General features: G+C 34.5%; 19 protein-coding genes and 1 pseudogene. 6 read left to right on the forward strand and 14 right to left on the reverse strand.

Going from position 1 to position 23,242, the window contains the following annotated elements:
* Positions 1 to 527: 527 nt before the first annotated feature.
* The 5 genes from chlG to F6K18_RS02730 all read right to left on the reverse strand — a co-directional run bounded on the left by chlG (position 528) and on the right by F6K18_RS02730 (position 6,889).
* Positions 528 to 1,508 (reverse strand): chlorophyll synthase ChlG, encoded by a 981-nt coding sequence (gene chlG, locus F6K18_RS02705; RefSeq protein WP_287518415.1) that lies wholly within the window; start codon positions 1,506 to 1,508, stop codon positions 528 to 530.
* A 454-nt stretch (positions 1,509 to 1,962) separates the two neighbouring features.
* Positions 1,963 to 3,057 (reverse strand): ArsA family ATPase, encoded by a 1,095-nt coding sequence (locus F6K18_RS02710; protein WP_287518417.1) that lies wholly within the window; start codon positions 3,055 to 3,057, stop codon positions 1,963 to 1,965.
* 501 nt (positions 3,058 to 3,558) lie between these two features.
* Positions 3,559 to 4,332 (reverse strand): class I SAM-dependent methyltransferase, encoded by a 774-nt coding sequence (locus F6K18_RS02720; protein WP_287518420.1) that lies wholly within the window; start codon positions 4,330 to 4,332, stop codon positions 3,559 to 3,561.
* 557 nt (positions 4,333 to 4,889) lie between these two features.
* Positions 4,890 to 5,654, reverse strand: a complete 765-nt coding sequence (locus F6K18_RS02725; protein ID WP_287518423.1) for a peptidylprolyl isomerase — start codon at positions 5,652 to 5,654, stop codon at positions 4,890 to 4,892.
* A 380-nt stretch (positions 5,655 to 6,034) separates the two neighbouring features.
* On the reverse strand, positions 6,035 to 6,889 hold the full coding sequence (locus tag F6K18_RS02730) for a TIGR00297 family protein (RefSeq protein ID WP_287518425.1): 855 nt from the start codon (positions 6,887 to 6,889) through the stop codon (positions 6,035 to 6,037).
* 468 nt (positions 6,890 to 7,357) lie between these two features.
* On the opposite strand from F6K18_RS02730, the gene F6K18_RS02735 reads away from it, so the two are divergent.
* Complete coding sequence (locus tag F6K18_RS02735; protein WP_287518428.1) at positions 7,358 to 7,795, forward strand: VOC family protein; 438 nt, start codon at positions 7,358 to 7,360, stop codon at positions 7,793 to 7,795.
* 195 nt (positions 7,796 to 7,990) lie between these two features.
* Here F6K18_RS02735 and F6K18_RS02740 read toward each other — a convergent pair whose 3' ends face one another.
* Together F6K18_RS02740 and F6K18_RS36365 are read right to left on the reverse strand one after the other, a co-directional pair.
* Positions 7,991 to 8,335 (reverse strand): IS200/IS605 family accessory protein TnpB-related protein, encoded by a 345-nt coding sequence (locus tag F6K18_RS02740; protein WP_353735003.1) that lies wholly within the window; start codon positions 8,333 to 8,335, stop codon positions 7,991 to 7,993.
* 6 nt (positions 8,336 to 8,341) lie between these two features.
* Positions 8,342 to 8,539 carry a transposase gene (locus tag F6K18_RS36365; RefSeq protein WP_353734990.1) on the reverse strand — a complete coding sequence of 66 codons (198 nt, stop codon included), beginning with the start codon at positions 8,537 to 8,539 and terminating at the stop codon, positions 8,342 to 8,344.
* Positions 8,540 to 8,930: 391 nt separating this feature from the next.
* Between F6K18_RS36365 and F6K18_RS02745 the strand changes: the two genes are divergently transcribed.
* A complete protein-coding gene (locus F6K18_RS02745) occupies positions 8,931 to 9,350 on the forward strand; it encodes a Uma2 family endonuclease (RefSeq protein ID WP_353734991.1) in 420 nt (139 codons plus the stop codon).
* A 102-nt stretch (positions 9,351 to 9,452) separates the two neighbouring features.
* Here the strand turns inward: F6K18_RS02745 and F6K18_RS02750 are convergent, their stop codons facing one another.
* Positions 9,453 to 10,082: a triacylglycerol lipase gene (locus F6K18_RS02750; protein ID WP_287518431.1), complete on the reverse strand. Its 630-nt coding sequence runs from the start codon at positions 10,080 to 10,082 to the stop codon at positions 9,453 to 9,455.
* A 533-nt stretch (positions 10,083 to 10,615) separates the two neighbouring features.
* On the opposite strand from F6K18_RS02750, the gene F6K18_RS02755 reads away from it, so the two are divergent.
* Positions 10,616 to 11,047, forward strand: a complete 432-nt coding sequence (locus F6K18_RS02755) for a hypothetical protein (RefSeq protein ID WP_287279000.1) — start codon at positions 10,616 to 10,618, stop codon at positions 11,045 to 11,047.
* A gap of 71 nt (positions 11,048 to 11,118) precedes the next feature.
* Here the strand turns inward: F6K18_RS02755 and F6K18_RS02760 are convergent, their stop codons facing one another.
* The gene (locus tag F6K18_RS02760) at positions 11,119 to 12,228 is read right to left on the reverse strand and encodes a tetratricopeptide repeat protein (protein WP_287518434.1); all 1,110 of its coding nucleotides are present in this window, start codon (positions 12,226 to 12,228) and stop codon (positions 11,119 to 11,121) included.
* 196 nt (positions 12,229 to 12,424) lie between these two features.
* On the opposite strand from F6K18_RS02760, the gene F6K18_RS02765 reads away from it, so the two are divergent.
* Positions 12,425 to 13,699: a transposase gene (locus tag F6K18_RS02765; protein WP_287518436.1), complete on the forward strand. Its 1,275-nt coding sequence runs from the start codon at positions 12,425 to 12,427 to the stop codon at positions 13,697 to 13,699.
* Positions 13,700 to 14,500: 801 nt separating this feature from the next.
* On the opposite strand, the gene F6K18_RS02770 is transcribed toward F6K18_RS02765, so the two are convergent.
* A complete protein-coding gene (locus F6K18_RS02770) occupies positions 14,501 to 15,259 on the reverse strand; it encodes a 16S rRNA (uracil(1498)-N(3))-methyltransferase (RefSeq protein ID WP_287518748.1) in 759 nt (252 codons plus the stop codon).
* 1,852 nt (positions 15,260 to 17,111) lie between these two features.
* Positions 17,112 to 18,896, reverse strand: a pseudogene (gene sir, locus F6K18_RS02775) (sulfite reductase, ferredoxin dependent); the annotation flags it as partial.
* Positions 18,897 to 19,237: 341 nt separating this feature from the next.
* Here sir and F6K18_RS02780 point away from each other — a divergent pair.
* Positions 19,238 to 19,495, forward strand: a complete 258-nt coding sequence (locus tag F6K18_RS02780) for a chlororespiratory reduction protein 7 (RefSeq protein ID WP_287518438.1) — start codon at positions 19,238 to 19,240, stop codon at positions 19,493 to 19,495.
* 1,371 nt (positions 19,496 to 20,866) lie between these two features.
* On the opposite strand, the gene F6K18_RS02785 is transcribed toward F6K18_RS02780, so the two are convergent.
* The 3 genes from F6K18_RS02785 to F6K18_RS02795 form a co-directional block, all read right to left on the reverse strand.
* Positions 20,867 to 21,034 (reverse strand): hypothetical protein, encoded by a 168-nt coding sequence (locus tag F6K18_RS02785; protein WP_287518453.1) that lies wholly within the window; start codon positions 21,032 to 21,034, stop codon positions 20,867 to 20,869.
* 25 nt (positions 21,035 to 21,059) lie between these two features.
* Positions 21,060 to 21,611: a DUF2854 domain-containing protein gene (locus F6K18_RS02790; RefSeq protein WP_287518455.1), complete on the reverse strand. Its 552-nt coding sequence runs from the start codon at positions 21,609 to 21,611 to the stop codon at positions 21,060 to 21,062.
* A 390-nt stretch (positions 21,612 to 22,001) separates the two neighbouring features.
* Positions 22,002 to 22,265: a hypothetical protein gene (locus F6K18_RS02795; protein ID WP_287518457.1), complete on the reverse strand. Its 264-nt coding sequence runs from the start codon at positions 22,263 to 22,265 to the stop codon at positions 22,002 to 22,004.
* A 121-nt stretch (positions 22,266 to 22,386) separates the two neighbouring features.
* Between F6K18_RS02795 and F6K18_RS02800 the strand changes: the two genes are divergently transcribed.
* Entirely contained in the window at positions 22,387 to 22,557 is a 171-nt protein-coding gene (locus F6K18_RS02800; RefSeq protein ID WP_192901129.1) for a hypothetical protein, read from the forward strand.
* Positions 22,558 to 23,242 lie beyond the last annotated feature (685 nt).

The raw sequence follows: 23,242 nt of genomic DNA on the forward strand, positions 1-23,242 counted from the left end.
GGCAACAGGGAATATAGAAATAAATAGTCTTATAGCTGTACCTCACTATCCTCAAAAGTGCTGTAATTGAATTTCATTCACAACAAGAAACTCTCCATATTCTTGACTAGAAACACGCAGCAAAACATACCTTTCTCGACTTACCCACTGGAAGTCTGAAGAAATAATTTCTTTGACAGTAACATTCGGAATTTAACTCACCCATTCTACCCAATGACTGGGGGCAATTCCAATTAGACGTTTACTGCTAATATCGACTTTTTTTGTTTTTTTGTCATTCGATGAAATCTAGTTTATTCTGTCTGTTGAAAATTCAAAAAATAGGGAATAGGGAGTAGGGGGAAATAATTGATGATTTCTGTGCGATTGATTATATTTAAACTCCGCCCTTAAGGGTGGGGTCTTATTAGAGAAGTCTAATAGTAGGGGCGGGTTCCAGTTCCAATTAATCATATCAACATTAGAAAATTTTTAACCTTCTTGCTTCTTACTTCTTGCTTCTTCTTATTAACTAATAACTGAAAAGACTAAACTCCTGCATGACCCAGAGCTAAACCAGTAATTAACATACCTAATACTAAAAAAGGTTGGGCACTTGCTTGATATTTCACATCATTTTCTAGAGGATTTCTGAGAAAGTACATATCCTGAAAAGTAATCTGAGGAATTACCATCAATAGCAAAATTACAGCATACAAATTTTCTTGAATACTAATTAAATAAGCTGCCACTCCAGCTTGAAAAATATCAATCATTAATACACAAATCCAAGCCGCCGTACCAATGCCAAACATAACTGGTAATGATTTTAAACCCAACTCTTCATCTCCTTCCACACTCTTAAAATCATTAACTACTGCAATCCCTAATCCAGCAAAACTATAAAACAAAGTCAGAATTACAATAGTTAAATTTAACTCTCCAAATAAAGCATGACCAGTCCACCAAGGCAAAGCAATATAACTAGAACCTAAAGCATAATTTCCTAACCAACCATTTTGTTTTAACTTTAGTGGCGGTGCTGAATAAATATAAGCTATAAATGCACCAAATAAACAAAGCACAGTAATAATTGGAAATTCGTGACCAGCAGATAAATCTAGGAGATACGATAAACCAACTCCTGCTAGTAACAACACAACAATTTGAGTTACAACTTGAGGAATAGAAATTGCACCAGAAGGAATTGGTCGATAAGGTTCATTAATAGCGTCTATTTCTTTGTCATAAAAATCATTTAAAGTTTGTGTATAACCTGTCATTAAAGGTCCTGCTAATAACATACAAGCAGCAGACATTAAGAAATTTTCTAGATTCCAGCTATAATTTCCTGAAGATGCAGCTCCACAAACTACTCCCCAAATTAAAGGAATCCAAGTTATCGGTTTCATTAATTGCAGGCGGATTTTCCAAATATTAGTTTCTCCACTTGCTGCACCTTTCATTCCTAATAGTTGTCTGGTTTTAGCAGTGCTATTTTCTTCTGTTTTTGTTTCTTGATTAGTCATTTCAGTTATCAGTTATCAGTTATCAGTTATCAGTACCTCTATGGAATAGGGAGGCCAGAAAATCCTGAAGTTTCTGTTCTCTTAGTCCATTGGATATGGCAAGGTTTCTTCCCCATCCCACCCTTCGGGAAGCTGCGCTAACGACCGCTTTTCATACCCTTAAAAGGGAAAGGTTATGACCTTACTTTTTGGTCAAAGTAATTTATATACTAAGTTTGAAAATGTTTTGTGAGAAGTTTTTCAACCTACTTTTTTGAAATTACAACAGTTTTTATTTTAGTAGACTACTGTAGGGACATTCCATGAAAAATCCCTACAAGATTTTGGTTTTGGTTGTGTAGTTAATATCTCTGAAAATTACTATAAACTTTTGAGCAAAGCAAAAAATCAATTTTTTTTCCTACTCCCCGTCACCCCATCTTCTCTACTGCCTACTCCCTACTCCCTACTGCCTCTAAAAAGAAATAATCAAATAACCATCTTGAAACTTTGCACCAGTCACAGGTTTTCCGCTAAGAGGAGGTGGAAGGAAAATATTTCTTCTTTGGTCTCCAGCTTCAATTGTTACTTCTGGTCCATATTGAGTAAGTCCAATTTGTTTTTTATCAAAACCAGGCAAAAATAAACTTACTTGACTTTTTTGAATATCTATGATAATAGGCTTAGGAGCCTTAACTGCTTGACTAAAATCTGGCAGAGCATCCATTAGAGGTTGCCAATCTTCAGTAGAACGACGGGGAATCGGAGTTACGGATAATGGTGCAAATTCATCAGCAACATTATCCGCTAAATCTGCTTGATTGAGAATTACTCCCCCTACAGTCAGATTAACTTGTTGGGCACTTCCCCATAAATATCTTGCTGTGGCGATCGCTGCTGGATCTTTAGTAGTAACTAAGTATGCTGCTACCCTATTTGGGTCAGCTATAGTAGCTTTAGCATTATCTAACAGTTCATTGATTTTTTCAGTCGGTTGAGAAAAATTATCCCCTGTCCAATCAACATTTAGAATAGCACTACTAATAGGTTGAACAAATGGAGAAATAGCTTTGTAGACATCTGAGTCGAGAAGAACTTGACGGAAGCGACGAATATACCAACTCATAATTTCCGCCGAACCCAAAAGTCGTAAAGTCTCCTTATCTCCTGTGCCATCATAAATAATTACATCATATTCCCCACTAGTACTATATCCCCGCATAGTATTAATCGTCAGAATTCCTTCTACTCCTGGTAATACTCCCAGTTCTTGACCATATACCTTTTTAAAAAAGGGTGTACGGATATATTCAGCTTCTAGTTTTTTCAGTTCTTCCCAACCGCTTTCTAGTAAACTTGCTGCCTGAATATTGACTGCTTTGAGATTGGAGTCTATTTCTGTAGGTTCTGGGCCAATATTAGCACCTAATAACAAGGATAATGCAGGAGTTGGTTCTTGTCCGACAAATAAGACTCGTTTACCAAGGCTAGCGTATTGTTTGGCAGTGGCAAATGCAATGGTAGTTCGACCTGTACCACCTTTACCCAAAAATGTGTAAGTAATGGTCATTATTTATCTATCAAAAGTTTAGAATCAAGGAACATTTACATTTTGTAATTATTTAGTTTACTTTAGAATAATACTTTAGTTATAATTAATTATCTGACACTTGATATTTATAGATTTAGCTGATTTCCCAAGTCTATACCAAAGATTTTAAAGTTCAATGTCCTCCGCAACACCGCACTTGGAGAAAAATTTCCTATACTGAACAAATGATCAGCAAGTTTGAATTGCCAGTCTAACCTTTGTCTAGCTATTAATTGATGCAGTTTAGCTATTTTGCACTTGAGAATCTTCCAAGAATCGCAAAACTTTGTGCTACTCCAAGTCCATTGATATGTTGTACAGATCAATGGACTTGCTGCTTTATGATTTGAAACATCGGCAAATTCCTCAATTCTCGTAATCATTCGTCATTGTGCAACGCCGCTAGCTGAAGTAAAGTATCGTACTGTTCTGGTTCTAAAACCAGTCGGGGATATGGATTTTGTGTCATCTCATTTTTATTTAAATCTTTTTTCCTATATAGAAAACATAGCCATAAAACTCTTTATATTTATTGTACAATTCAGCTTCATGCCGTTGATTTTCTACAAGTTCTTCGGCAGTTTTATTGCCTACATATTTTTGCAAAAATTTTTCCTGTGCAGAAACTTGTGGAGCATAAAAATTTTCAGTCCAACAATATTCAGGCAGCACAAAAGTAGCAATTGGAATATATCCAGCTTTTTCCATTTGTGTCACTTTATTTGAAATAGTATCTATTTCTGGATATTCACGATTCCAAAACTCATCTATTTCCACAGGTCGTTCTTGAGTGAACCATGATGCTTCTGAAATGGCAACGAAAGCTCCTTTCTTCAAAAATTTATGCCATTCATTTATACCTCGTTCAAATCCGATATTATAGATTGATCCTTCTGACCAGATTAAATCTAATTCTTCATTCTGAAAAGGAAGGTTATCCATTGAACCTAGAATACCATTAACTCTATCCTGGAGATTCAATTTCTGAGTATTAATATTGAATATATCTATAAAGATGGAAGACAGATCGATAGCTGTAATATTCCCTGACGTATTATTAGCTATTACCATTGTCTGACCTCCGGTACCACAACCTATATCAACAATTTTTGATTCATTTGTCAGATTATCAATAAAGCTTAAAGCTTTAATAGTTATTTCAGGACTCCCTGGTCCTTGTCGTTCCATTGTCGAAAAATATTCGTAGATTAATCTCAAATCAAACTCGTGAATGGATTTATATTCATTACTCATGTTTTTTCTATTTTCTCTAAAAGTTCTGTATTTTCAGGTATTGGAAAAGCTTATATAATTTAATGCGACAACATTACTAGAAATATTCAGAAAAGAGGGAGTAGGGAGTAGGGAAAAATAATTGATGATTTATGTACGATAATTGATTTTATTTTTGATTATGGGAGATGTCTACAGCAAATGATGAATAAATTTTAATCTCTTCTTATTTTCAATCAGAATATCATTTTTGGGTGTCGGTGAAGCGCGTGTATTATTAATATTAATTATCTAGGAGTCAACCCACCCCTAACTCCTCCCAGGAGGGGGATGACCCAGTCAGGAGGAAAGAAAGAAGAACAAAGAGTAGTAGAGGGAGAAAGTTTTTTGTTTGTGCTCTTATCCGGACAAGATATCATAACCTCTTTTCACCAACGCCCATTTTTGGATACTTAGTTATAAATCAAATATTTTTGTAGGAAATTTCCATATAACTTCCCTACTCTTCCCTCAACAAAATTCACCGCTCTTTATACTGTTAATTTGTAAGCATTACCACAGGTAATGCTTACGTTAACTTAATCATTAACATGAAGAGTAATCTTGTTATCTTGAAGTTTCTCTGATATCCAGCGCTCAAATAATTCACCGTCTAATTTTTTCCTGATTTCAGGATTATCTAAAGAGGCACCTTGTAACTGCTCTAACCTAAATAAACTCCAAAACTTATTAGTCTGAAATGGTCCTAAAATCTCTCCTGGATTAGCTGTATTAACACTATTTCTCAAATCTTCTGGCAAACTACTTAAACTAACAGCACCCATAATACCATTAAAATTTTTATCATTTGTCACTGAATATTCCTTGGCTAAATCTTCAAACCTGCTACCTTCTTCCACAATTTTTCGACGCAAAGCATCTGCTAATTCTTGATCTCCCACCACAATTCTAGATAAAATCACATAATCTAAACCTGCTTTCCGTTCATTAAAATATGTTTCTATTTTCTCTACAGTAACTGAGTCTTTTAATTGCTTTAGTTTAAAAGAATTTTCTATCTGTGATTCTAAAGCATTATAGTTAATTCGATTCTGTTGTAACCATTCTTGAAATTTTTGTTGGTCTTCCAGCTTTCTTTGCAATCTAAAATCAATAATTGCTTGTTGAAGAACTGCTGGATTGACATTAATATCTTCCCTAGATTGCAATTCTTTTTCTATCACATATTGACGGACAATTTCTGTGACAAAAGATTGTAATTTTCCAGATGCTTGTAAATACCTTAAACCTTGCCCCCAAGATAATTGTTCTTCACCTATAGTTAATAGTGGTTTAGATTCCATTTTTAATATTCCATTCTTTAGCTAATCTTGCTCCAGATTTTAGTCTATCTCAACTAATCATTTTTTCAATCTGCCTTTACTAAATCTTTACTGAATTTTTTTGAAGAAGGAAGAAGGAAGAAGAAAGAAGGAAGGACTGAAGGACTGAAAAAGTGGATGGGGATAGTCAACGACCGACCACTTCCTGTCTACAAACCCCAAGTAATTGTCCACACCCTGTAGACGGCGGGGTATTAAACCCAAAATCAAAAGATAATACGTTTTAGTTAAATTACTGAAGTTAGAGCATATGAGCATTTCCTGCGTAATACTACGCAAACAGCTAGCTCACTTTCAATAGACTGTTTTAGCCAATTTTTGTAGTAATATTTGACTCTGACTTAATTAGTAAAGCTTTTATCTAAAACTAAAAACAATAGCTGATAGCTGATAGCTGACGGCTGAATGCTTACTAGAGCATAGTACCAAACTATGGCTAATAAAATTGCAGCGATCGCCCCGATTAAAGTATTGATAATATTTACTATTTCATTGGTTAACCATTCAAACTGAGATTGTACAGTTGCCCCAATCACACTTTCTAAATTAGTAGCAATAAAGGCTGCTAATACACAAAAAGCTATTCCTGTCAAGTCAATTAAACCTACAGACCAACCAACCAGAGCGATCGCCACGGAAGCTACGATACCAGCTAAAGTCCCTTCTAAACTCACAGCACCCTCGGTTCCCCGTGGTACTGGTTGTAGAGTTGTAATTAAAAAAGTCCGCTTACCATAAGCTTTTCCTACTTCACTAGCACAAGTATCAGAAAGCTTAGTGCTAAAACTAGCTACATAACCCAACATTAGTAAAAATGGTAAATTTTCTATGGGAGGATGATTCGGGTATAACAGACCAATGATCCAAACTCCCACAGCACAGATAGCAGCAGTCAGAGCTGAACCCCAAACATTTTCTGGCCCTCTAGCTCCTTCTCGCTTTTCTGCAATTCCGGTTGCCTGTTTTTGGGCCATTCCAATGCGTGTAACACCGGAGCCTACTAAAAAATAAAAGGCCACCACTAGATATCCAGGCCAACCCAAACTACCCCAAATTATTACTCCTAATATCCAAGCATGAAGTATTCCTGCTGGGGTTAACAATTTTTTAGGGGCAAAATAAACGAGACTGAGTAAGATAGTATTTAAGCTGATAGCTATTAGCCAAGGATTTATAGAATTAATTGCAGAAAACATATAGCAATATGATTTAAGTTATGGGATTATTGGAAACTTTTAGGGAACACTTAACTGGGAACAGAGAATAAGAAAAAAACGTATCAGATAAATATGATAACTACTATATTCTATCCTTTTAAGGAACATCTCTATTCTCATAACTGAATTCCTGATTTCTGTAGTATCTACTCATTAGAAACATCTGTTGCAATTTTAACTTGAAGAAAGAAGAGTATGGAAAAAGGGCAAGGGTCATTTCAGTTATCACTTATCAGTACCTGTCCAATAAGGAGGCTTTAAATCTGGAATATTCTCTTTTTTTATACACTTAAAAAGGGATGTTTTAGACAACAATTTATCGGTAAAACATCCGGAAGTCCTTGAATAAACTCAAATCCACAACGGAATGTTTCTTATTCTTTTTTGTTGAAATTTTATCAGATGTTTTTGGTCAAAAATATATTTGTCTATTATTAGGAATTAAACATGAACCAAGTTCTTTTTCACTTAGCTTTTCCCGTTAATAATATTGCTCAAACAAAAGATTTCTATGCTGATGGTTTGGGTTGTGAAGTTGGTCGAGAATCTCCAAATTCTGTGATTTTAAATCTTTACGGTAATCAAATAGTTGCTCATGTTGCTAAAGAAACTTTAGAACCGCAAAAAGGAATTTATCCAAGACATTTTGGTTTAGTTTTTACTCTAGAAAGTGACTGGGAAGCTTTATTGGAACGTGCCGAAAAAAATAATTTGAAATTTTATCAGCAACCTAAGCGAAGGTTTACAAATTCTCCTTTGGAGCATCGTACTTTTTTCTTGGAAGACCCGTTTCATAATTTGCTAGAGTTCAAATATTATTGTCATTCAGAAGCAATTTTTGGCTGCAATGAACATCAAAAAGTTGGCGATGCTGTAGCAGTTTAAATTAGTCTAGTTGTTAGATGTGGGAAAGTTATCAAAAATAGACTTATCTAACTTATCTAATAGTTCATAAAAATATAGTCAAATATGACATATCTTTATTTTGCAGGTGTTACCCTAACTGGGTGAACTACAACACCACGCCAGTTGCTTCAAGTCGGGGAACCCGCCCAACGCACTGGCTTCTCTATCCCATAGTCAAAGACAAAAGGGAGCTGCTTTTTTCATGATTTTCAAAGAACCATTAAAATCAGCATTAATTAATCCTTTGCTGGCGGTGCAATACAAACCTCTTTTTACTCTTTTTCCTGAGAAGGTGACATGATTTTTCTGACCTTTGTTGTAAACTGGAATCAAATCATTATCTATAAAACTTGCTTTTGACGTATAAGATTCTTCTGTAATAATTATATTGATCCCTACAATCTTGGCTTTATAAGATAACATTTCGATTAACCTGTTATAGGGAACAGATACAAAATTTTGATTATTTCTTTTACCTAAATTTATCTTCTGTTTCCAGTATTCATTGTGCCCTATTATTAATGTTCATATTTTCTGATTAATCAGGGTATTAATAATCAAACGAAATGATTTATGAAGATAATCATTAATTGTGAATTCTCTTTTATTGCAAAGCTTTTTCAGCCTCTTACTTGATTTATTTTCCTGTAGTTGAGATTGTAGGAATCTTTGAACTTTATTATAGTATTGATTTATAGATTTTAACGGTCTGCCATTTATCACTCTTGGGTTTGATTCCGACTTTATTAAAAGTTAATTTAGCTAAATTGTTTAATCCTATATCAATACTGGCACAACGTTTTTTTCTAGCTCGTATTGTTTTTCAGTCGCTTCATAAATCACCTCTATTACATAATGGTTAAGTTTAGGGACTAAAGGAACCTGTTTAATTTGTGAAGTAGGTACTAAAGTTTTTAGATAAATTCCAGTTTTACTTGGATTAATAATTTCTTGCTAATGAATAATTACTTCTAAGTGGAGAAGGAGACTTTAAGAAAGCGGTTAGCACTCAGCAGTCAGCAAGATTATTTTCTAAAGTGAACGAAGGGGATTTTAATCCCTCCTAATTCTTCATGTTCCACCCTTACTGAATGGAGAAGTACGACGGTATTATGTGCTTTGGCAAGAATATATTTGCCCTCTCATTGTATTAGAATTTGTTTCTGGAGATGGTACTGAAGAAAGAGACAAAACTCCACCAGTAATATCGGATTTTCAAGAGCATAAAAAAACAGGTAAGTTTTGGGTTTATGAACAAAGGATTAGAATTCCATTTTACGGCATTTATGAAGTTAAAAAATATGCTGTAGAATTATATAGTTTGACTTCTAATGATTATGAATTTGTAGAGGCTAATGAACGGAGTCATTTTTCTATTCCACAGTTAGGTATTGAGTTAGGAATTTGCCATGGGAGGTATAATCAAGGTAATTTATTATTGACTGGTGAAGAACTTGCTCAACAAGAATATCAACGTGCTGAGAGATTAGCAGAAAAATTATGTCAAATAGGAATAAATCTAGACCAAGAATAAAAATAAGAAATATACAAATTATTTGGAGCGATCGCTTGCTTTTTATCTCGAAATATAGTGAATCAGCAAATATATCTTTTCAGCAATTCCTTGGGACTAAAATTAACGGATAAAATTGAGATTTAGTTTTGACTTTGGATCTACTTTTAATTCCTCAACAATTAGTTTCAAAACTTTTTCATCTGATACCATCCAAGCATGAAGTAAAACATTTATTTTGATGTCTTTACCCACTGGTATTTGAGAACTTCTAGCAGGCAAAATCATCGCATCATAAGGAGTCCAAATAGAGGTAAAATTTATCTGCTCTAATAAAGCAATATCCTGGTTTAAATCTTCCAGAAAATCACTTTTCGGACGCATCTGAGTCGGTGCTGCTAAATTTAAAGCATAGCCTGTTAATGTGCCGTTGTGTGGAGAAGAAATAGTAATAAAACGTTCTACTCTCTCTATACCACCTAATCTTTGAACATAATAACGACTGACTATTCCTCCCATACTAAAACCTATTAAATCAAAGGGTTGGTTAGGAGGAAATATTTTATCTACATAATTCGCTACTTGTTCAGCTAATTTATCTAAACCTAAAATACCGTAATTAGGAACTAAGTTCAGAGAATATACTTCCCATCCTAATTTTTTTAGGTATCGAGACATTTTATCGAATATTCTCATGGTGTCAAAAATTCCATGGACTAATAATACCGGATTAGGTTTATTTAAACTTTTCATATTCCTGATTTATCGTGCTGATCTTATTCTAAATTCTAGAGTGGAGCGATCGCTATTCTTTTGTTGAGTAGGACAATCTTTTTACTGGTATAGCAGAAGGAAGAAGGAAGAAGGAAAAATATTGTGTTGTCTGAGTTTTAAGCTTTTGATATGTCCGCACCCTTTCTTTCGACTGCTATAGCACTACAAGAATTGGTTAAGACATTTTTGAATCCTGTTCGGGACGTTTCCGCAGGAAAAAACCTTTTACAGCTTGCTATTTCCTGTTCCCTATTCCCAATTCAAGTAGCGCTATATATAAACTTTTTTGGTAATTTTTCGCCAGAATTCCAGAATTATGAGATATATATAAACAATTACAAATTTTTTTGCTTCTGATTTTCTCCAATTGCCAATTTTACGATGCACCTCTTCTGGTTAATGTAAAGTTTTATAAATAAATATAGACAAAACTTACGCTTGCTTTTAATTTAAACATATCAAGAATTTAACTGTAAAATTGTTTACAGAAAATTATTTAGGAGATAAAGATAATGTTAGCTTTTATCGGAGGATTGTTCGCCGGGGTATTTGGTATCCTGGGGAATCTGCTGGGAAAGAAGTCTGATTATTTATTAGAATTTAAGGACGATCAAGGCACTAATGAATCCAAGGAAGAATCAACTCAAGGGAGTGTAGCAGCACCAGAACCTACTACAAAAAAAGAAACTAAACCTGCTAGTCCTGAAATTCCAAAACCTGAAACTCCAAAAATTGCTAAAAAAGCTGAAGCTGAAAATGGCACTCCTGCAGTGGCAACACCACAACCTCCTGTAACCAATGTTAAAGTTTCCCAGGAACCAGAAGAGTTACTATTATTTGCTCCTAACTTTTTAATGCCAAAACCTACAGCAAAACGTCGTCGTCCTGGTCCTAGTATGGATATGTTTCGTGGTATGGCTAAGGACTTGAATCTGCCAAGATAGTATTCAGTAAGGAAGTAAAAAATAAAGGGGTAAAAAATTAGCTTTTAACTTTTATTTGCTATGTTAAGCCCCTAATTTTTTAAGAATACTAAGGTACTATATAAATGAAAAGCTGGGTCCCACATTGTTTCTATTTTACGCGATATATCAATGTGATACTTGAGACGACTTAATAGTTGAGTGTAATCTCGACTTGTGACTTCTCCAAAAGGAGTAAAATCAGACCAAGTTTTGATATTACCTAGTTTTTGGTTGATCATATTTACTAACTCATTCCATTTAGTTCTATTAGTAGTTTGTAATTTTGATGGGGATTTTTTCGGATTGTTAGTAAAATGAGTAGTTCCTTTTTGATATTGATAGTTTTGGTCACAAAATCTAATAATACTACGGCGATTAGGAAGATGTAAATCTAATATATTGGCATAATCTTGAGTCATTTGTTTATGACGGATTTTTTCGGAACGTCGCCTAGGATCGTAATCCATAGCATTCATAAAAATAGGTAATAATCCCTCAACTTTATCTACTACTTCCGACCACTTAAAATTTAAACTTCCCATTTTATCTTGTTCATTTAGACAAACAATACTTGCCTCAGAAGAAGAAATAGATTGAAAATATTGAACTCTAAATATATTTATTTTCTCAATATCTGATATTTTTGCCCAAAATACAGGAATGCCTGCTTTGATCATTTCTTCACCATAAATTTTTAGTTCCCCAATAGCTCCAAGACGATAAATTCGCCAACCTCTACTTTGTAATTGCATTCTAGCTGTATAAGGATCAATTTTCATAATTCTAGCTAGATTTTTAGCAGCTTCCTGTTGATTTTCTTTACTAATAGCTTCAATAATAAGTAATCCTGGTTCAGTATTTTTAGGGTCAGATTTAGCAGTGGCGATCGCTTGTTGTTGACGTTTTTTCTCTATAGTTTCTATTCTTTGTAAACCTTGACGTGCTTGCGCAACTACTTGTGGATTTGTTGCATCTTTCAGCAGTTTTCTATAGAATTTTTCTGCTGATTCTAATTTATTTATTTTTTCATACCACCGCCCAATATAAAGTTGCACCCAAAGATTTTGAGGATGTTCTTTTTGTAATTTTTTTAGTAATTTGCCTGCCTGTTGATAGTTTTTTTGTTCTAGTAAAGTAGCAACTTCTTTTATTTCTTTCATATATAATATTCCTATTTAAGCTGCCAGAAAATATCTCGGAAAAAGCCAAGAACAGGTCATCATAAACTTTCGGTAAGTGGGAAACCACCGTCTTTTAAGCGGTGGATGGAAACGACTCAAAGGGTTTTAACCTGTAGTCACGTTGACATCTCTAGGAGTTTTCGCGATCATATCTATGATACAGCGAAAAATAATTATGTATCTTACCCAAAAGAACAAAATTAGAAACCTGTCTAGCCAGGAGTTTAAAGCCTTAAAGCAATTGTGCAGATTATCTAAAAATATGTACAACGTAGGGCTTTATTCTGTACGACAGTTCTATTTTTCTGAAGGCAGATACCTGAGATATGAATCAAACTACCATTACTGCAAAGATAACGAAAACTACCAACTACTTCAAACTGATATTGCACAGCAAACTTTAAAAGTGGTAGATAGGTCTTTTAAGTCATTTTTCAACTTTTACCAGAAAGCTCAGGAAAGTCTATATCCTTGGGAACAAATACCAATACCTAGATACCTCAAAAAATCAGGATATTTTCCTTTAATCATACCTCGAATTAAGGTAATAAATGGGTATTTTAATATCCCAATGTCAAGAAAATTTAAAGCTGAATATGGTGCTGTTAAAATTCCATTTCCTCAAAGATTAGTAGGTAAAAACTTGAAGGAAGTTAGAATAATTCCTAGATATGATGCTAGATTTTTTGAAGTGGAATTTATTACTGAAGTTGAACCACAGAAAGTAGTAAAATCTGACAATGCACTAGCAATAGACCTGGGGTTAAATAATCTAGCAACTTGTGTATCAAATATTGGGTCATCGTTTATTTTAGACGGTAGAAAACTGAAATCAATGAACCAGTGGTACAACAAGGAAAATTCTAGATTGCAGTCATTAAAGGATAAACAAGGCATCAAAGGTTTAACCAAAAAGCAAATTAGCATTACAGTAAATCGGAACAATAAAATTAGAGATTACCTGAATAAAGCAGCTAGATATCTAATCAACTGGTGTAGAGAAAACAAGATATTTACTATTGTTGTAGGTGTAAATCACCGAATAAAACAAAGTATCAATCTAGGTAAAAAAAACAACCAAAAGTTTGTGCAAATACCACACAACATTTTTAGATTTAAACTAAAAGCTATGTGTGATAGGTATGGGTTAATTTACACTGAACTTGAGGAGTCTTATACTTCCAAGGCTAGTTTTTTAGACAGAGATAAAATACCTGTTTACAATGCCGATAATCCTAATGAATATAGTTTTAGTGGCCAACGAATTCAACGTGGTTTGTATAAAACTAAGCAAGGAAAATTGATAAATGCTGACTGTAATGGTGCTGCAAATATTGGAGTCAAAAGTAACCTGAATGGGTTTACCCCAGACAGACTAGAGGCATCTTTGGCTATGCCATTAAGGGTAAAATTTGACGGACTTTCCTCACGTCAAATTTATTCGCCTTAAGAATCCACGCGACTTTAGTCCGTGGAGTGTCAAAATTAAACATCTATAGAAAATATACTTCCTGTTTTTTCTTCTGAAAAGCTTTATCTGTAAAGCTTTTTAAGGTTTAATAATTGCAGTCCTTACGCATTAACGCTATTAGTAGGGTGTGTCAGACTTAGCCTAACAGACCAACACACTATATATACTGCCTTTGCATAAGTCCTGAATTGGTAAAAAAAATAACTCATAAATTAAAATTATAGAATATTACTCAATACATTTGGAATTTAAACTCAATTTTCCCAAAAAAGTTCAAATGAGCTATTTAGGGCGAAAAATGGGGGTAATTTGAGTGCGATCAGGGTTTTCTTGGCCATTTATTCAAAGTCTTGATACATAAGAATTACAGAGTGGTTGCTTGTGAAGAAATTTTCGTGTATTTTTGAGGTAAGTTGCTCGCTCTGCGTTGGTGCTTATTAAAATGAAAAAAAGTTCGTTAGTCAGTATAAGTGCGTTCGCGTAGCGGAACGGAGTTCTATCGCGCTAGCGTAACGTAGTTTTATCGCGTAGCGGAACCATCTTGCTCCCATGGCAGGCATCCCTTGTTTTCGTATACCATGGGAGGAGAACTACCCATTTTTCTACCTGCTGGTGCGCGTTCCCTCTCCTGGTCAGCGTTCCACAAGCGAACTGTCGTCGTCGCAGGGTCCCATTCGCTTTTTCCTCTATTGTCAGTCCTAAATTTCGTGACTTCTGAGTCAGTCTTCCTGACTTAAGTAGCTAAAAGTACATACCGCTGACTCATATTCCATCAGGCTTCTATACTTTTCTTTTCTCCAATACAGCAGCAACTAGAGACAATGCAACTAAAGGAGCTGTAACTGCTCTGAGAATACGTTTACCCAAAGAAACTGCTTGAAAACCTGTGGCGATCGCTGCTTCTATTTCCACATTAGTCCAACCTCCTTCCGGACCTGTAATTATTACTATTGATTTTGGCAGTTGATTATCTAATAAATTCTCAAGTAAAGAAGAGTAGTTATTACGAGCGACACATATATATTTGTAATAATTAGATAAAGTTTGACCATCGAATAATGATAAAGCTGCCGAATATTCCATAGTTTCTCTGATTATTGGAACTATTTGACGCTCTGATTGTTCAGCAGCTTCACGGGCAATTTTTTGCCACCTTTGCAACTTTTGCGGACTAGGTTTTAGTAAAGTTCTAGAACTTATAACTGGCAAAATATGAGTAACTCCTAATTCTGTACTTTGCCTAACAATTTCATCAAAATTATTTCCTTTGGGTAAGGCAGAAATTAGAATCAGGTCTATTGGTAGTTCATTTTGAATAAAAATTTCTTTCTCTAAAATTGCATTGATTGTACTTTTTTTAGAGGTTTCTGTTTCAAGTTTCGCTAACCAGGAATTACCTTGACCATTCATTACAATAAATTGGTCTCCTTCCCCTAGTCGCAACACTCGACTTAAGTAATGCTGTTGTTCAGGATTTAGATATACTTTCTGTCGCTCAATTTGGTGGGGGGCGATCGCTAATCTTTGCAAATTAGCCATATCTAGAAAAAAATTTAATTGTTCAAACTTGGTTATTCTTACATTAGACATCTCTATAAAAGAGGGAGTAGGCGGAAATAATTAATGATTTATGTACAATAATTAATTTGATTTTTGATTATTGGAGATGTCTATTAGACTTCTGCTATTGAAGAAGGCAGAAGGCAGAAGGCAGAAGGGAAAATTGTTTGGGGTTAGAATCCCAAACAATTTTAAGCACCGTGTAGACGGTGGGGTATTAAACCCATAAGGGAAAAGATAATTAATCTCAAACCTTTGTCATATCATGTCCGGTTGAATACTTATAAATAAGGGAGTAGGGAGTAGGGATAATTAGGAGATTTGCTCTGTGTAAGAAGATAGGTTTTTTTATTGCTTATTATCCGGACTTGACATAATACTTGAGCAAAAACTTAGTTTCAACCAGATGTCTATTATTAAATCTAAGCTGATTTATCAACAGGACTTAAGCACGAGGTACGAAAAACTAGGATTTGAGATTGCTATCCGTTCCGGACTGCTGCGCAAACCCTGTCGGTTGTATTGCGTAATTCCTAATCAAGTAAATTTTCAGAAGCTGAGTTAGTTACCAGACAATGCCAATAAACATCTCCAGAAAAAGTTCTGAAACCCTCATGCTACTGTGCCAAAATCGGTATTTTTGAATAGTTCTAACTATCGAGTTATGTGACTGGGTAGTAAATTTATTACAGCTAATTGAAATTGATATTTCAGATTCACTACCACATCATATTTTTAACCTACTATCAAGTTATATGACTGGGTAGTAAATTCATTACAGCTAATTGAAATTGATATTTCAGATTCACTACCACATCATAATTTTCAGCCTAGAAATACTGAAAAACTGTTTAGGTGGGAGGGGTTTTTCATCTACCTCGAATTTTGAATTAGAGGACAATTACTACCCCTTATCTCCCACAACTTTTCAATTTCTTGGAGTGAAATAATCTATTAACTATTCTTGCTTAAAATTAGTTTCATCAGCAGCAGATAAGCTTTCGTTATTCCTAATTTTCTCCAGGTATTCTGCAATTGCTTCAGTTGCTAATTGAACTACTGGTTTACCCTGACGCTTTGACTCTTCTTTTAGTTTGGTATAGATTTCATCTCTAACGCTAACCCGATGTCGCATTTTACTGGTATCTTTTGGCTTCTCTGGAAGAGCTGTTTGACCAGCTTCTGGAGAAAAATTAGAAGGAGTGGATTGACTAACCTCTTGACCAAAACTAGAAGGGGTTGGTTGAACAGCTTCTGGAGAAAAATTAGAAGAGGGTGGTTGACCAGCTTCTGGAGAAAAATTAGAAGAGGGTGGTTGACCAGCTTCTGGAGAAAAATTAGAAGAGGGTGGTTGACCAGCTTCTGGAGAAAAATTAGAAGAGGGTGGTTGACCAGCTTCTGGAGAAAAATTAGAAGGAGTGGATTGACTAACCTCTTGACCAAAACTAGAAGCGGTTGGTTGACCAGTTTCTGGAGAAAAATTAGAAGGGGTGGGTTGACTAACCTCTTGACCAAAACTAGAAGGGGTGGATTGACTAGCTTCTTCACCCACAGCAGGAAATGGTGTTGTAGTAGTATTTGCCACTTCGCCAGATACAGAAGTATTTACTGACTGGGTTTCACTTACTGTTGATGTAGTTACTGGCGGAGTACTATCAAAATTAACGGGTGAATTTACTGGATTATTAATCAGATTCGTTTCCTGATTATTTTCTTGATTTGTAGTTACCCCTTCTTCTTGAGGTTTAGTTTCTGGAGTTGCTTCAGTAACATTAGTAACTACTGGAGTATTATTTTCAGAGTTGGTTGAGGTCAACATTGAATTGTTAATATCTGTATTCATTGAGAAACTAGATTGATAGTTGGTTACGAACTGACGGATGGCTTCAATACCAACACGATTGCAGAAATCGCCGAAACTCTCATCTGGTTGGCGTTGTTGTTTGAAATAGATAAATATCAATTCCAACTCAGCTTCCAGATTATTGATATGTAATTTGTCAACATAAGTTTTTGCCAGTCGTGTTTGATTGGGTGAACCCCCTAACCAAATCTGATAAGCATCAGGAGCACTACCGACAAATCCTAATTCGGCCATATAGGGTCTAGCACAACCATTGGGACATCCTGTCATTCTAATCACAGGATGCTCCTGTTCTAGTCCCACCTTGTCCAACAATAACCGAATTTGTCCCAGTATACCAGGTAAGGCCCTTTCTGATTCGACAATTGCTAGTCCACAAGTTGGCAAAGCTGGACAGGCCATGCTGTAGCGTACTAAGGGGTCAATATCTTTTTCTTTCCTGACACCATGTTGAGCCAGAATTTGTTCTATTGCTTGTTGCTGCTGTGGTTGAATTTCATAGAGAATTATGTTGTGATTCGGTGTTAACAACATAGGTAGTTGAAACAACTCAACAATTTTCCGCAGTGCTGTTTTTAGCTGAAATGATTCTTCATCTTTAACACGACCATTTTCTACAGAAATTCCTAAAAATAGCTTGCCATCTCCTTGTTGATGCCATCCCAGAAAGTCCAAATATTTCCATTCTGGTAAAGGTTTAAAGGGGGCAATGGATTTACCAAAGTATTCTTCTAACTTGGCCTTAAATTTTTCTAATCCCCAGTCATGGAGTAAGTATTTCATTCTGGCATGGCGACGGTTGCTGCGATCGCCATAATCTCTCTGAGTTGCGACTATAGCCTTGATTAATTCATAAATATCTTCCTTGGCCACATATCCGATTTCTTTGGCCAAGCAAGGGAAGGTTTCTTCTTTTCGATGAGTTCTACCTAAACCCCCTCCTGCTAAAACATTAAACCCTTCTAGTTCTCCTGCTTCATTGGTAATTACAACGAGGCTAACATCTTGAGTGTATAGGTCTACGGAGTTATCTCCTGGTACTGTTACAGCACACTTAAATTTTCTTGGCATATAGTGAGTACCGTAAATAGGTTCTTCACTATTAGTAAATGTTGTACCATTACTATTAAGTTGTCTAGCAGCTTTTACTTCAGGATGTTCTTCTGCGCTAATTACTTTTTCCCCGTCTAGCCAAATTTCATAATATGCACCTGTCTGTGGTGTTAATAAATCTGCTATTTTATTCGCATATTCTTTTGCATATTCATATTCGCGACGGTTTTTATATGGAGCTGGAGGAGACATTACATTTCTATTAAGATCCCCACAAGCTCCTAAAGTCGATCCCATACTATTTATAATAGATGATATAACCGTTTTCAGATTTTTCTTTAAGATGCCATGCAACTGAAAACCTTGTCTGGTTGTTACACGAAGTGTACCATTACCATATTCATTAGATAAACGATTTAAGGTGAGAAAAAGTTGTGGCGGAATAAAGCCACCTGGATTTCTAGTGCGAAGCATCATTTGATAATCTTTTTCTTGCCCTTTCACTCTATTATCCCGGTTATCTTGTTGGTAAGAACCGTGAAATTTGAGTATTTGAATAGCTTCTTCAGTAAAGTGTGTTGTATCTTCCAGCAGTTGAGTTGCTAGGGGTTCCCGTAAAAAGTTACTATTTTCTTTTATACCTTCTACCTTAGAAGGTTTTTGCTCTTTGTGTGCTAAATTTTGAGATGGAGTTATCATTTTAAAGTTGCTAATAGCTACTATTTGAATAGAGTTACTGTATTAAATATTCCTTTAATCTCATAATTAGGAATGTTGTTTGCTTAATTTTATTTATTGATAATTCACTATATGTTTATTTTTACTAATCTTTTTATTTTTAGCATTTATAATAATTTACCATTAATTTACAAGTAACTCATTAGTCTTTTATTATACTCTCATATAACCGTATTTTGTCAACCTTATAATGATTCCTTGTGTCACTTATATTTTTTTCGCCTTGAAAACATACGGTATTTGATTTTTCTTGATTATAGAATTTTCAGTATTAGTCACACTCAACTATTTTCGTTCTAAAAATGCCTAATTCACTTATGTACCAAGAAGAAAACTACGTCGTCTTAGAACCAAATAAACCTGAGCAGTTGATGACAGGTTTAGAAATACTAGAAAAATTGCGGCTTATTCTAGCTCAACAACAACATGATTTACCTAGAGATTTACAAAAGTTATCTTCTCTAGATGCTCAAGCTCAACAACTAAGAGATACCTATTGTGAATATGAATTAAGCAATGGTAATTTTATACAATGGTATGTGGTGCGTTTGGAAAAGTAAGTTCCTACCATAAGATGTTTATTCATTTCTAATATATCCACCCCCCAGCTAAGAGCTGATTTATCAAGTAAATATTAAGAGGCTAAATTCCTTGCTATATTTAGGCTTGGCGAGTTTTTATCCAGTAAATCCCAAATTATTAAAAGCTAGGTAGTATAAGACTTTTCCAACGGAGATGCTGCGCAAACAGCTAAGTTGACAAATCAGCTCTAAGGGAATTTTTTCAATAACATTTTCTCTTTCGTGTAGCGGAACAAAGTTTTATCAGTTATCAGTTAATGTTTTTAACCGGTTTGTAATTGACTCCCACTATTTATTTAAAAGTTAATAGTTATAAGTTTCCAACTCCAATAGACAATTTTTTTGCTAATTAAACAGATTTAATCTTAAGTGTTTGAGGTGGATTAGGATAGGGAGTATCGGGTATGCGGAACAAAGTTTTATCAGTTATCAGTTAATGTTTTTAACCGGTTTGTAATTGACTCCCACTATTTATTTAAAAGTTAACAGTTATAAGTTTCCAACTCCAATAGACAATTTTTTTGCTAATTAAACAGATTTAATCTTAAGTGTTTGAGGTGGATTAGGATAGGGAGTATCGGGTATAAGGATATGACTTCTTTTAGCTAAAATTTGAGAGATACAGTTTCAATGCTGAACTACTTGCTAATAACTGAAAACTTTTGCCTAATAACTATTTAACTAACCCATTATCAACCCGTTCACTGTTAATTGATTCAAAAGCAGGTCTTTATTTGTGAGTTTTATGCAAGCTGATTAATTTTGCTACTTTTGACGACTTTTAAAAGAATATTTTCTTCATCAACTTGCCGATGCAACTATCTAAAAGATTACTTTTTGAAAATACTTCTACACCAGAAAATAAAGTTAATATTTTCTACAAAATATCAATTGATTTTTGATTAAATATTAAAGATTATATATTTATAGCGGTTTTCATTAACATAGAATATAGCTGTTAGGTCTGTAACTTATTCAACTTAAAACATACTTATATTTTGTCTGTAGTCTACCTTTGTGAAAACCGCTATAATAATTGGCAGTGCTGCAACCGTAATAGTGGGACTTACACAAAATAGAGCTATAAAATAGTCTCAAATATATACAGGTAGAGAGTTTTACGTCAAAAAGGTATAATTCTTTCACAAGCACGGGTTCCAGGCATTTTTCGGCCATTGACGTAGTTCCCTTATGCAGACGACTCTTAGGCATTTTTTTGCCAGAAAATGTGTAAGTACCAATAGTATTGATTGAACTGGGGACAAATTACCTAATTATATTAGCTAGCTGTGATTACCTCAGATCCAATTAAAAGAAAGCGGTTGATGGATGGCGTTTTGCTCCGCAACATCATATAAAGCGGAGCAACTCTGTAACTCTTCGGGTCTCCTCGCCATATCCCATTGACCAAGAGAAAGGATATATTTCGGTTTCTTTCCTACTCACAGTTTTTTCCACTCCCCATCGACTCATCGACCCATCGACCCATCGACCCATCTCCCTATCTCCTTCTACCATTACTATGTACAACTACCTGATAATTTTATACTTCTGGAGTAGTTATCAGAACTAAGTCAATCTTTCCTTCTGTAGGTTGATTTACCTCTGCTTTGATATTTGGTCCAAAAAAACTGGATAGTTTATCTTGTTTCTGAAGCCAAGTATCTAACGGAATTGACGGAGAAGAAAATTCCAGCACTAAGGCATAATTATCATTAATATCTATTTCCCTTAATCCCTTAAGTATTGGTGTTTCTTCATCTGTGGGACTTAAACCTAAGAGATTAAGAGATTCTTCCAAATGTACTTTTTGGCCATATCTATACCGAGTCACATCTTTGCGTAATTGATTTTGGATGGGAGTAGCTTGTTTTTCTCTGAGAGTTACAATTTCTTTGGTAGTTGGTTGTGTAAAAGTTACTGGTTCAAGTTCAGCAGCTTTGAGAGCAAGTCCTCCTAGAAGCAGCGGGATTCCGTAGAAGAATCCTGCTAAATTAAGTGTGGGATGATTGGTAAAGTAAGCTGCTGTTCCAATCACAGAAATAATTCCACCTACAATTAATCCTACTGTTGCTAATGAAGTTTTACCTAGCATATCTTTAAAAAGAGAAAATATTATAATATATAGATAGTCAGTTTCTTGCTTTTATAAATTCTGTAACTAGAATTTTAGTATTGCTAAGTGTATCTTACCCTCATTATGACTTCGAGGTCAACTATTATTTTAGTTATTTTATACTTCTTTTAAAGTCGGGAACACCAAACAAGGAATAGAGGTATAAAAAATATTTAAGATTAACTTCTGTAATGAGGTATATTCTAGTAATTTTCAATATTGAATAAATGATTTAAGTTTCAATCTATATTTACTTATTGATTGATGTCTCCAAAAATCTACTTGAAAGAGTGAAAAATTCAGGGGTATGGAGATATATTAAATACTAAGTCAATTATCTAACTTTGCCTAGATACTCTTCAGTATATATTAATGAAGAAAAGGTGGACTACGATCATTTTTTTGTTTATTTTTAACTGTATCAGCCATAAATTTTTTCAAAGCTTTATCTCTATTTTTCATAAAAGCTGCCCAAAATCCAGGCTGAAATTCATCCATTGTTTTTGCTAGTGCCCAAACATCTATTGCTAAAATATTGTACAATCTTTCATCCTCTTTTTTGAGGGAATCAATTTGCTTTAACATTGCTTTATCAACTGTCTTAGCTTCCTTTTCTGGATCTAAATTAGACATTTTTAGTATCTAGTATCTATGATAATTCCTTTTCAATAACCAGAGATTGTTGAGATTTATAGATCTAACTATTGAGTTAAACTAAAATATCGTATTAACAAGAGTATATCAGGAATTTCAAATGGACTCACAGATAATCAAAGCAAGAGTGGCTAATATTGAGAGCAAGCGAGAATCTCTAGTTAAACTGCTAGAAAAACCAGATTTGGGTACACTCAGAATTGATATTAATCAAGCTCTAGAAGAGATTGATGACTTGATTGATGAATTAAAGCGAACTTTTCCAGATTGAGAGAAAAATTAGTATTCTTCAATTCATTGGTGAAAGATAGATTGACAAACAATGAAGTTAAGAAAAATAGTTTAAATTTGCCTGATTTTTATGCTTAGAAAATACAGCAGCAGATTTATAGTTCACTTTGAAAGTTAGTATGTAATACAAAATCCGGTTTACTAAATTAGAGTTATAACTTTTTCCAGATTGGCTGTTGCTTATCTCCATGAATAATCTATTTCATTAATGGATAATGGATAATTGATAATTGATAATTACCTCTGGTTAAAACCGCTCTTGATTGAATATAAGGAAATATTATTTCTTTTCTTGGTCGAGGGATGGCGAGGAGACCTCACCATCCCACCCTTCGGGAAGCTGCGCTAACGACCGTTTTTTTCCCCTTAAAAGGGGAGGCTTCAAGGCGCGAATTATTAATTATTAATTATTAATTATTAATTATTCGGTAAACCGGATATATAGCAATCCTAAATCATCTATAAAAAATCAAAAAAACATATCAAAAGTCGGAAACTCTTATCCTTTTCTTTTGGGTTTAATACCCCGCTGTCTACAAGGTTTTTACAATTGGTTGGAGTTTGAGTCTCCATCCACTTCTTTCTTCTTCAACCTTGTTTTCGGATATATTCTTTCCTTTTTGGCAGATATTTTCACACAATCTAATACCAATTTGGAAAAATAA

This window comes from Okeania sp. SIO2C2, from assembly GCF_010692625.1.
Lineage (GTDB): Bacteria > Cyanobacteriota > Cyanobacteriia > Cyanobacteriales > Microcoleaceae > Okeania > Okeania hirsuta.

Bases quoted from the DNA above. Each gene is read 5' to 3' on its own strand.
- F6K18_RS02725 (WP_287518423.1), bottom strand. From the start codon at position 5,654: ATGGAATCTAAACCACTATTAACTATAGGTGAAGAACAATTATCTTGG.
- F6K18_RS02795 (WP_287518457.1), bottom strand. From the start codon at position 22,265: ATGTCTAATTTAGATCCAGAAAAGGAAGCTAAGACAGTTGATAAAGCA.
- F6K18_RS02750 (WP_287518431.1), bottom strand. From the start codon at position 10,082: ATGAAAAGTTTAAATAAACCTAATCCGGTATTATTAGTCCATGGAATT.
- F6K18_RS02780 (WP_287518438.1), top strand. From the start codon at position 19,238: ATGCCTAATTCACTTATGTACCAAGAAGAAAACTACGTCGTCTTAGAA.
- F6K18_RS02790 (WP_287518455.1), bottom strand. From the start codon at position 21,611: ATGCTAGGTAAAACTTCATTAGCAACAGTAGGATTAATTGTAGGTGGA.
- F6K18_RS02765 (WP_287518436.1), top strand. From the start codon at position 12,425: ATGTATCTTACCCAAAAGAACAAAATTAGAAACCTGTCTAGCCAGGAG.
- chlG (WP_287518415.1), bottom strand. From the start codon at position 1,508: ATGACTAATCAAGAAACAAAAACAGAAGAAAATAGCACTGCTAAAACC.
- F6K18_RS02760 (WP_287518434.1), bottom strand. From the start codon at position 12,228: ATGAAAGAAATAAAAGAAGTTGCTACTTTACTAGAACAAAAAAACTAT.
- F6K18_RS02800 (WP_192901129.1), top strand. From the start codon at position 22,387: ATGGACTCACAGATAATCAAAGCAAGAGTGGCTAATATTGAGAGCAAG.
- F6K18_RS02710 (WP_287518417.1), bottom strand. From the start codon at position 3,057: ATGACCATTACTTACACATTTTTGGGTAAAGGTGGTACAGGTCGAACT.
- F6K18_RS02730 (WP_287518425.1), bottom strand. From the start codon at position 6,889: ATGTTTTCTGCAATTAATTCTATAAATCCTTGGCTAATAGCTATCAGC.
- F6K18_RS02735 (WP_287518428.1), top strand. From the start codon at position 7,358: ATGAACCAAGTTCTTTTTCACTTAGCTTTTCCCGTTAATAATATTGCT.
- F6K18_RS02755 (WP_287279000.1), top strand. From the start codon at position 10,616: ATGTTAGCTTTTATCGGAGGATTGTTCGCCGGGGTATTTGGTATCCTG.
- F6K18_RS02785 (WP_287518453.1), bottom strand. From the start codon at position 21,034: ATGGTAGAAGGAGATAGGGAGATGGGTCGATGGGTCGATGGGTCGATG.
- F6K18_RS02720 (WP_287518420.1), bottom strand. From the start codon at position 4,332: ATGAGTAATGAATATAAATCCATTCACGAGTTTGATTTGAGATTAATC.
- F6K18_RS02770 (WP_287518748.1), bottom strand. From the start codon at position 15,259: ATGGCTAATTTGCAAAGATTAGCGATCGCCCCCCACCAAATTGAGCGA.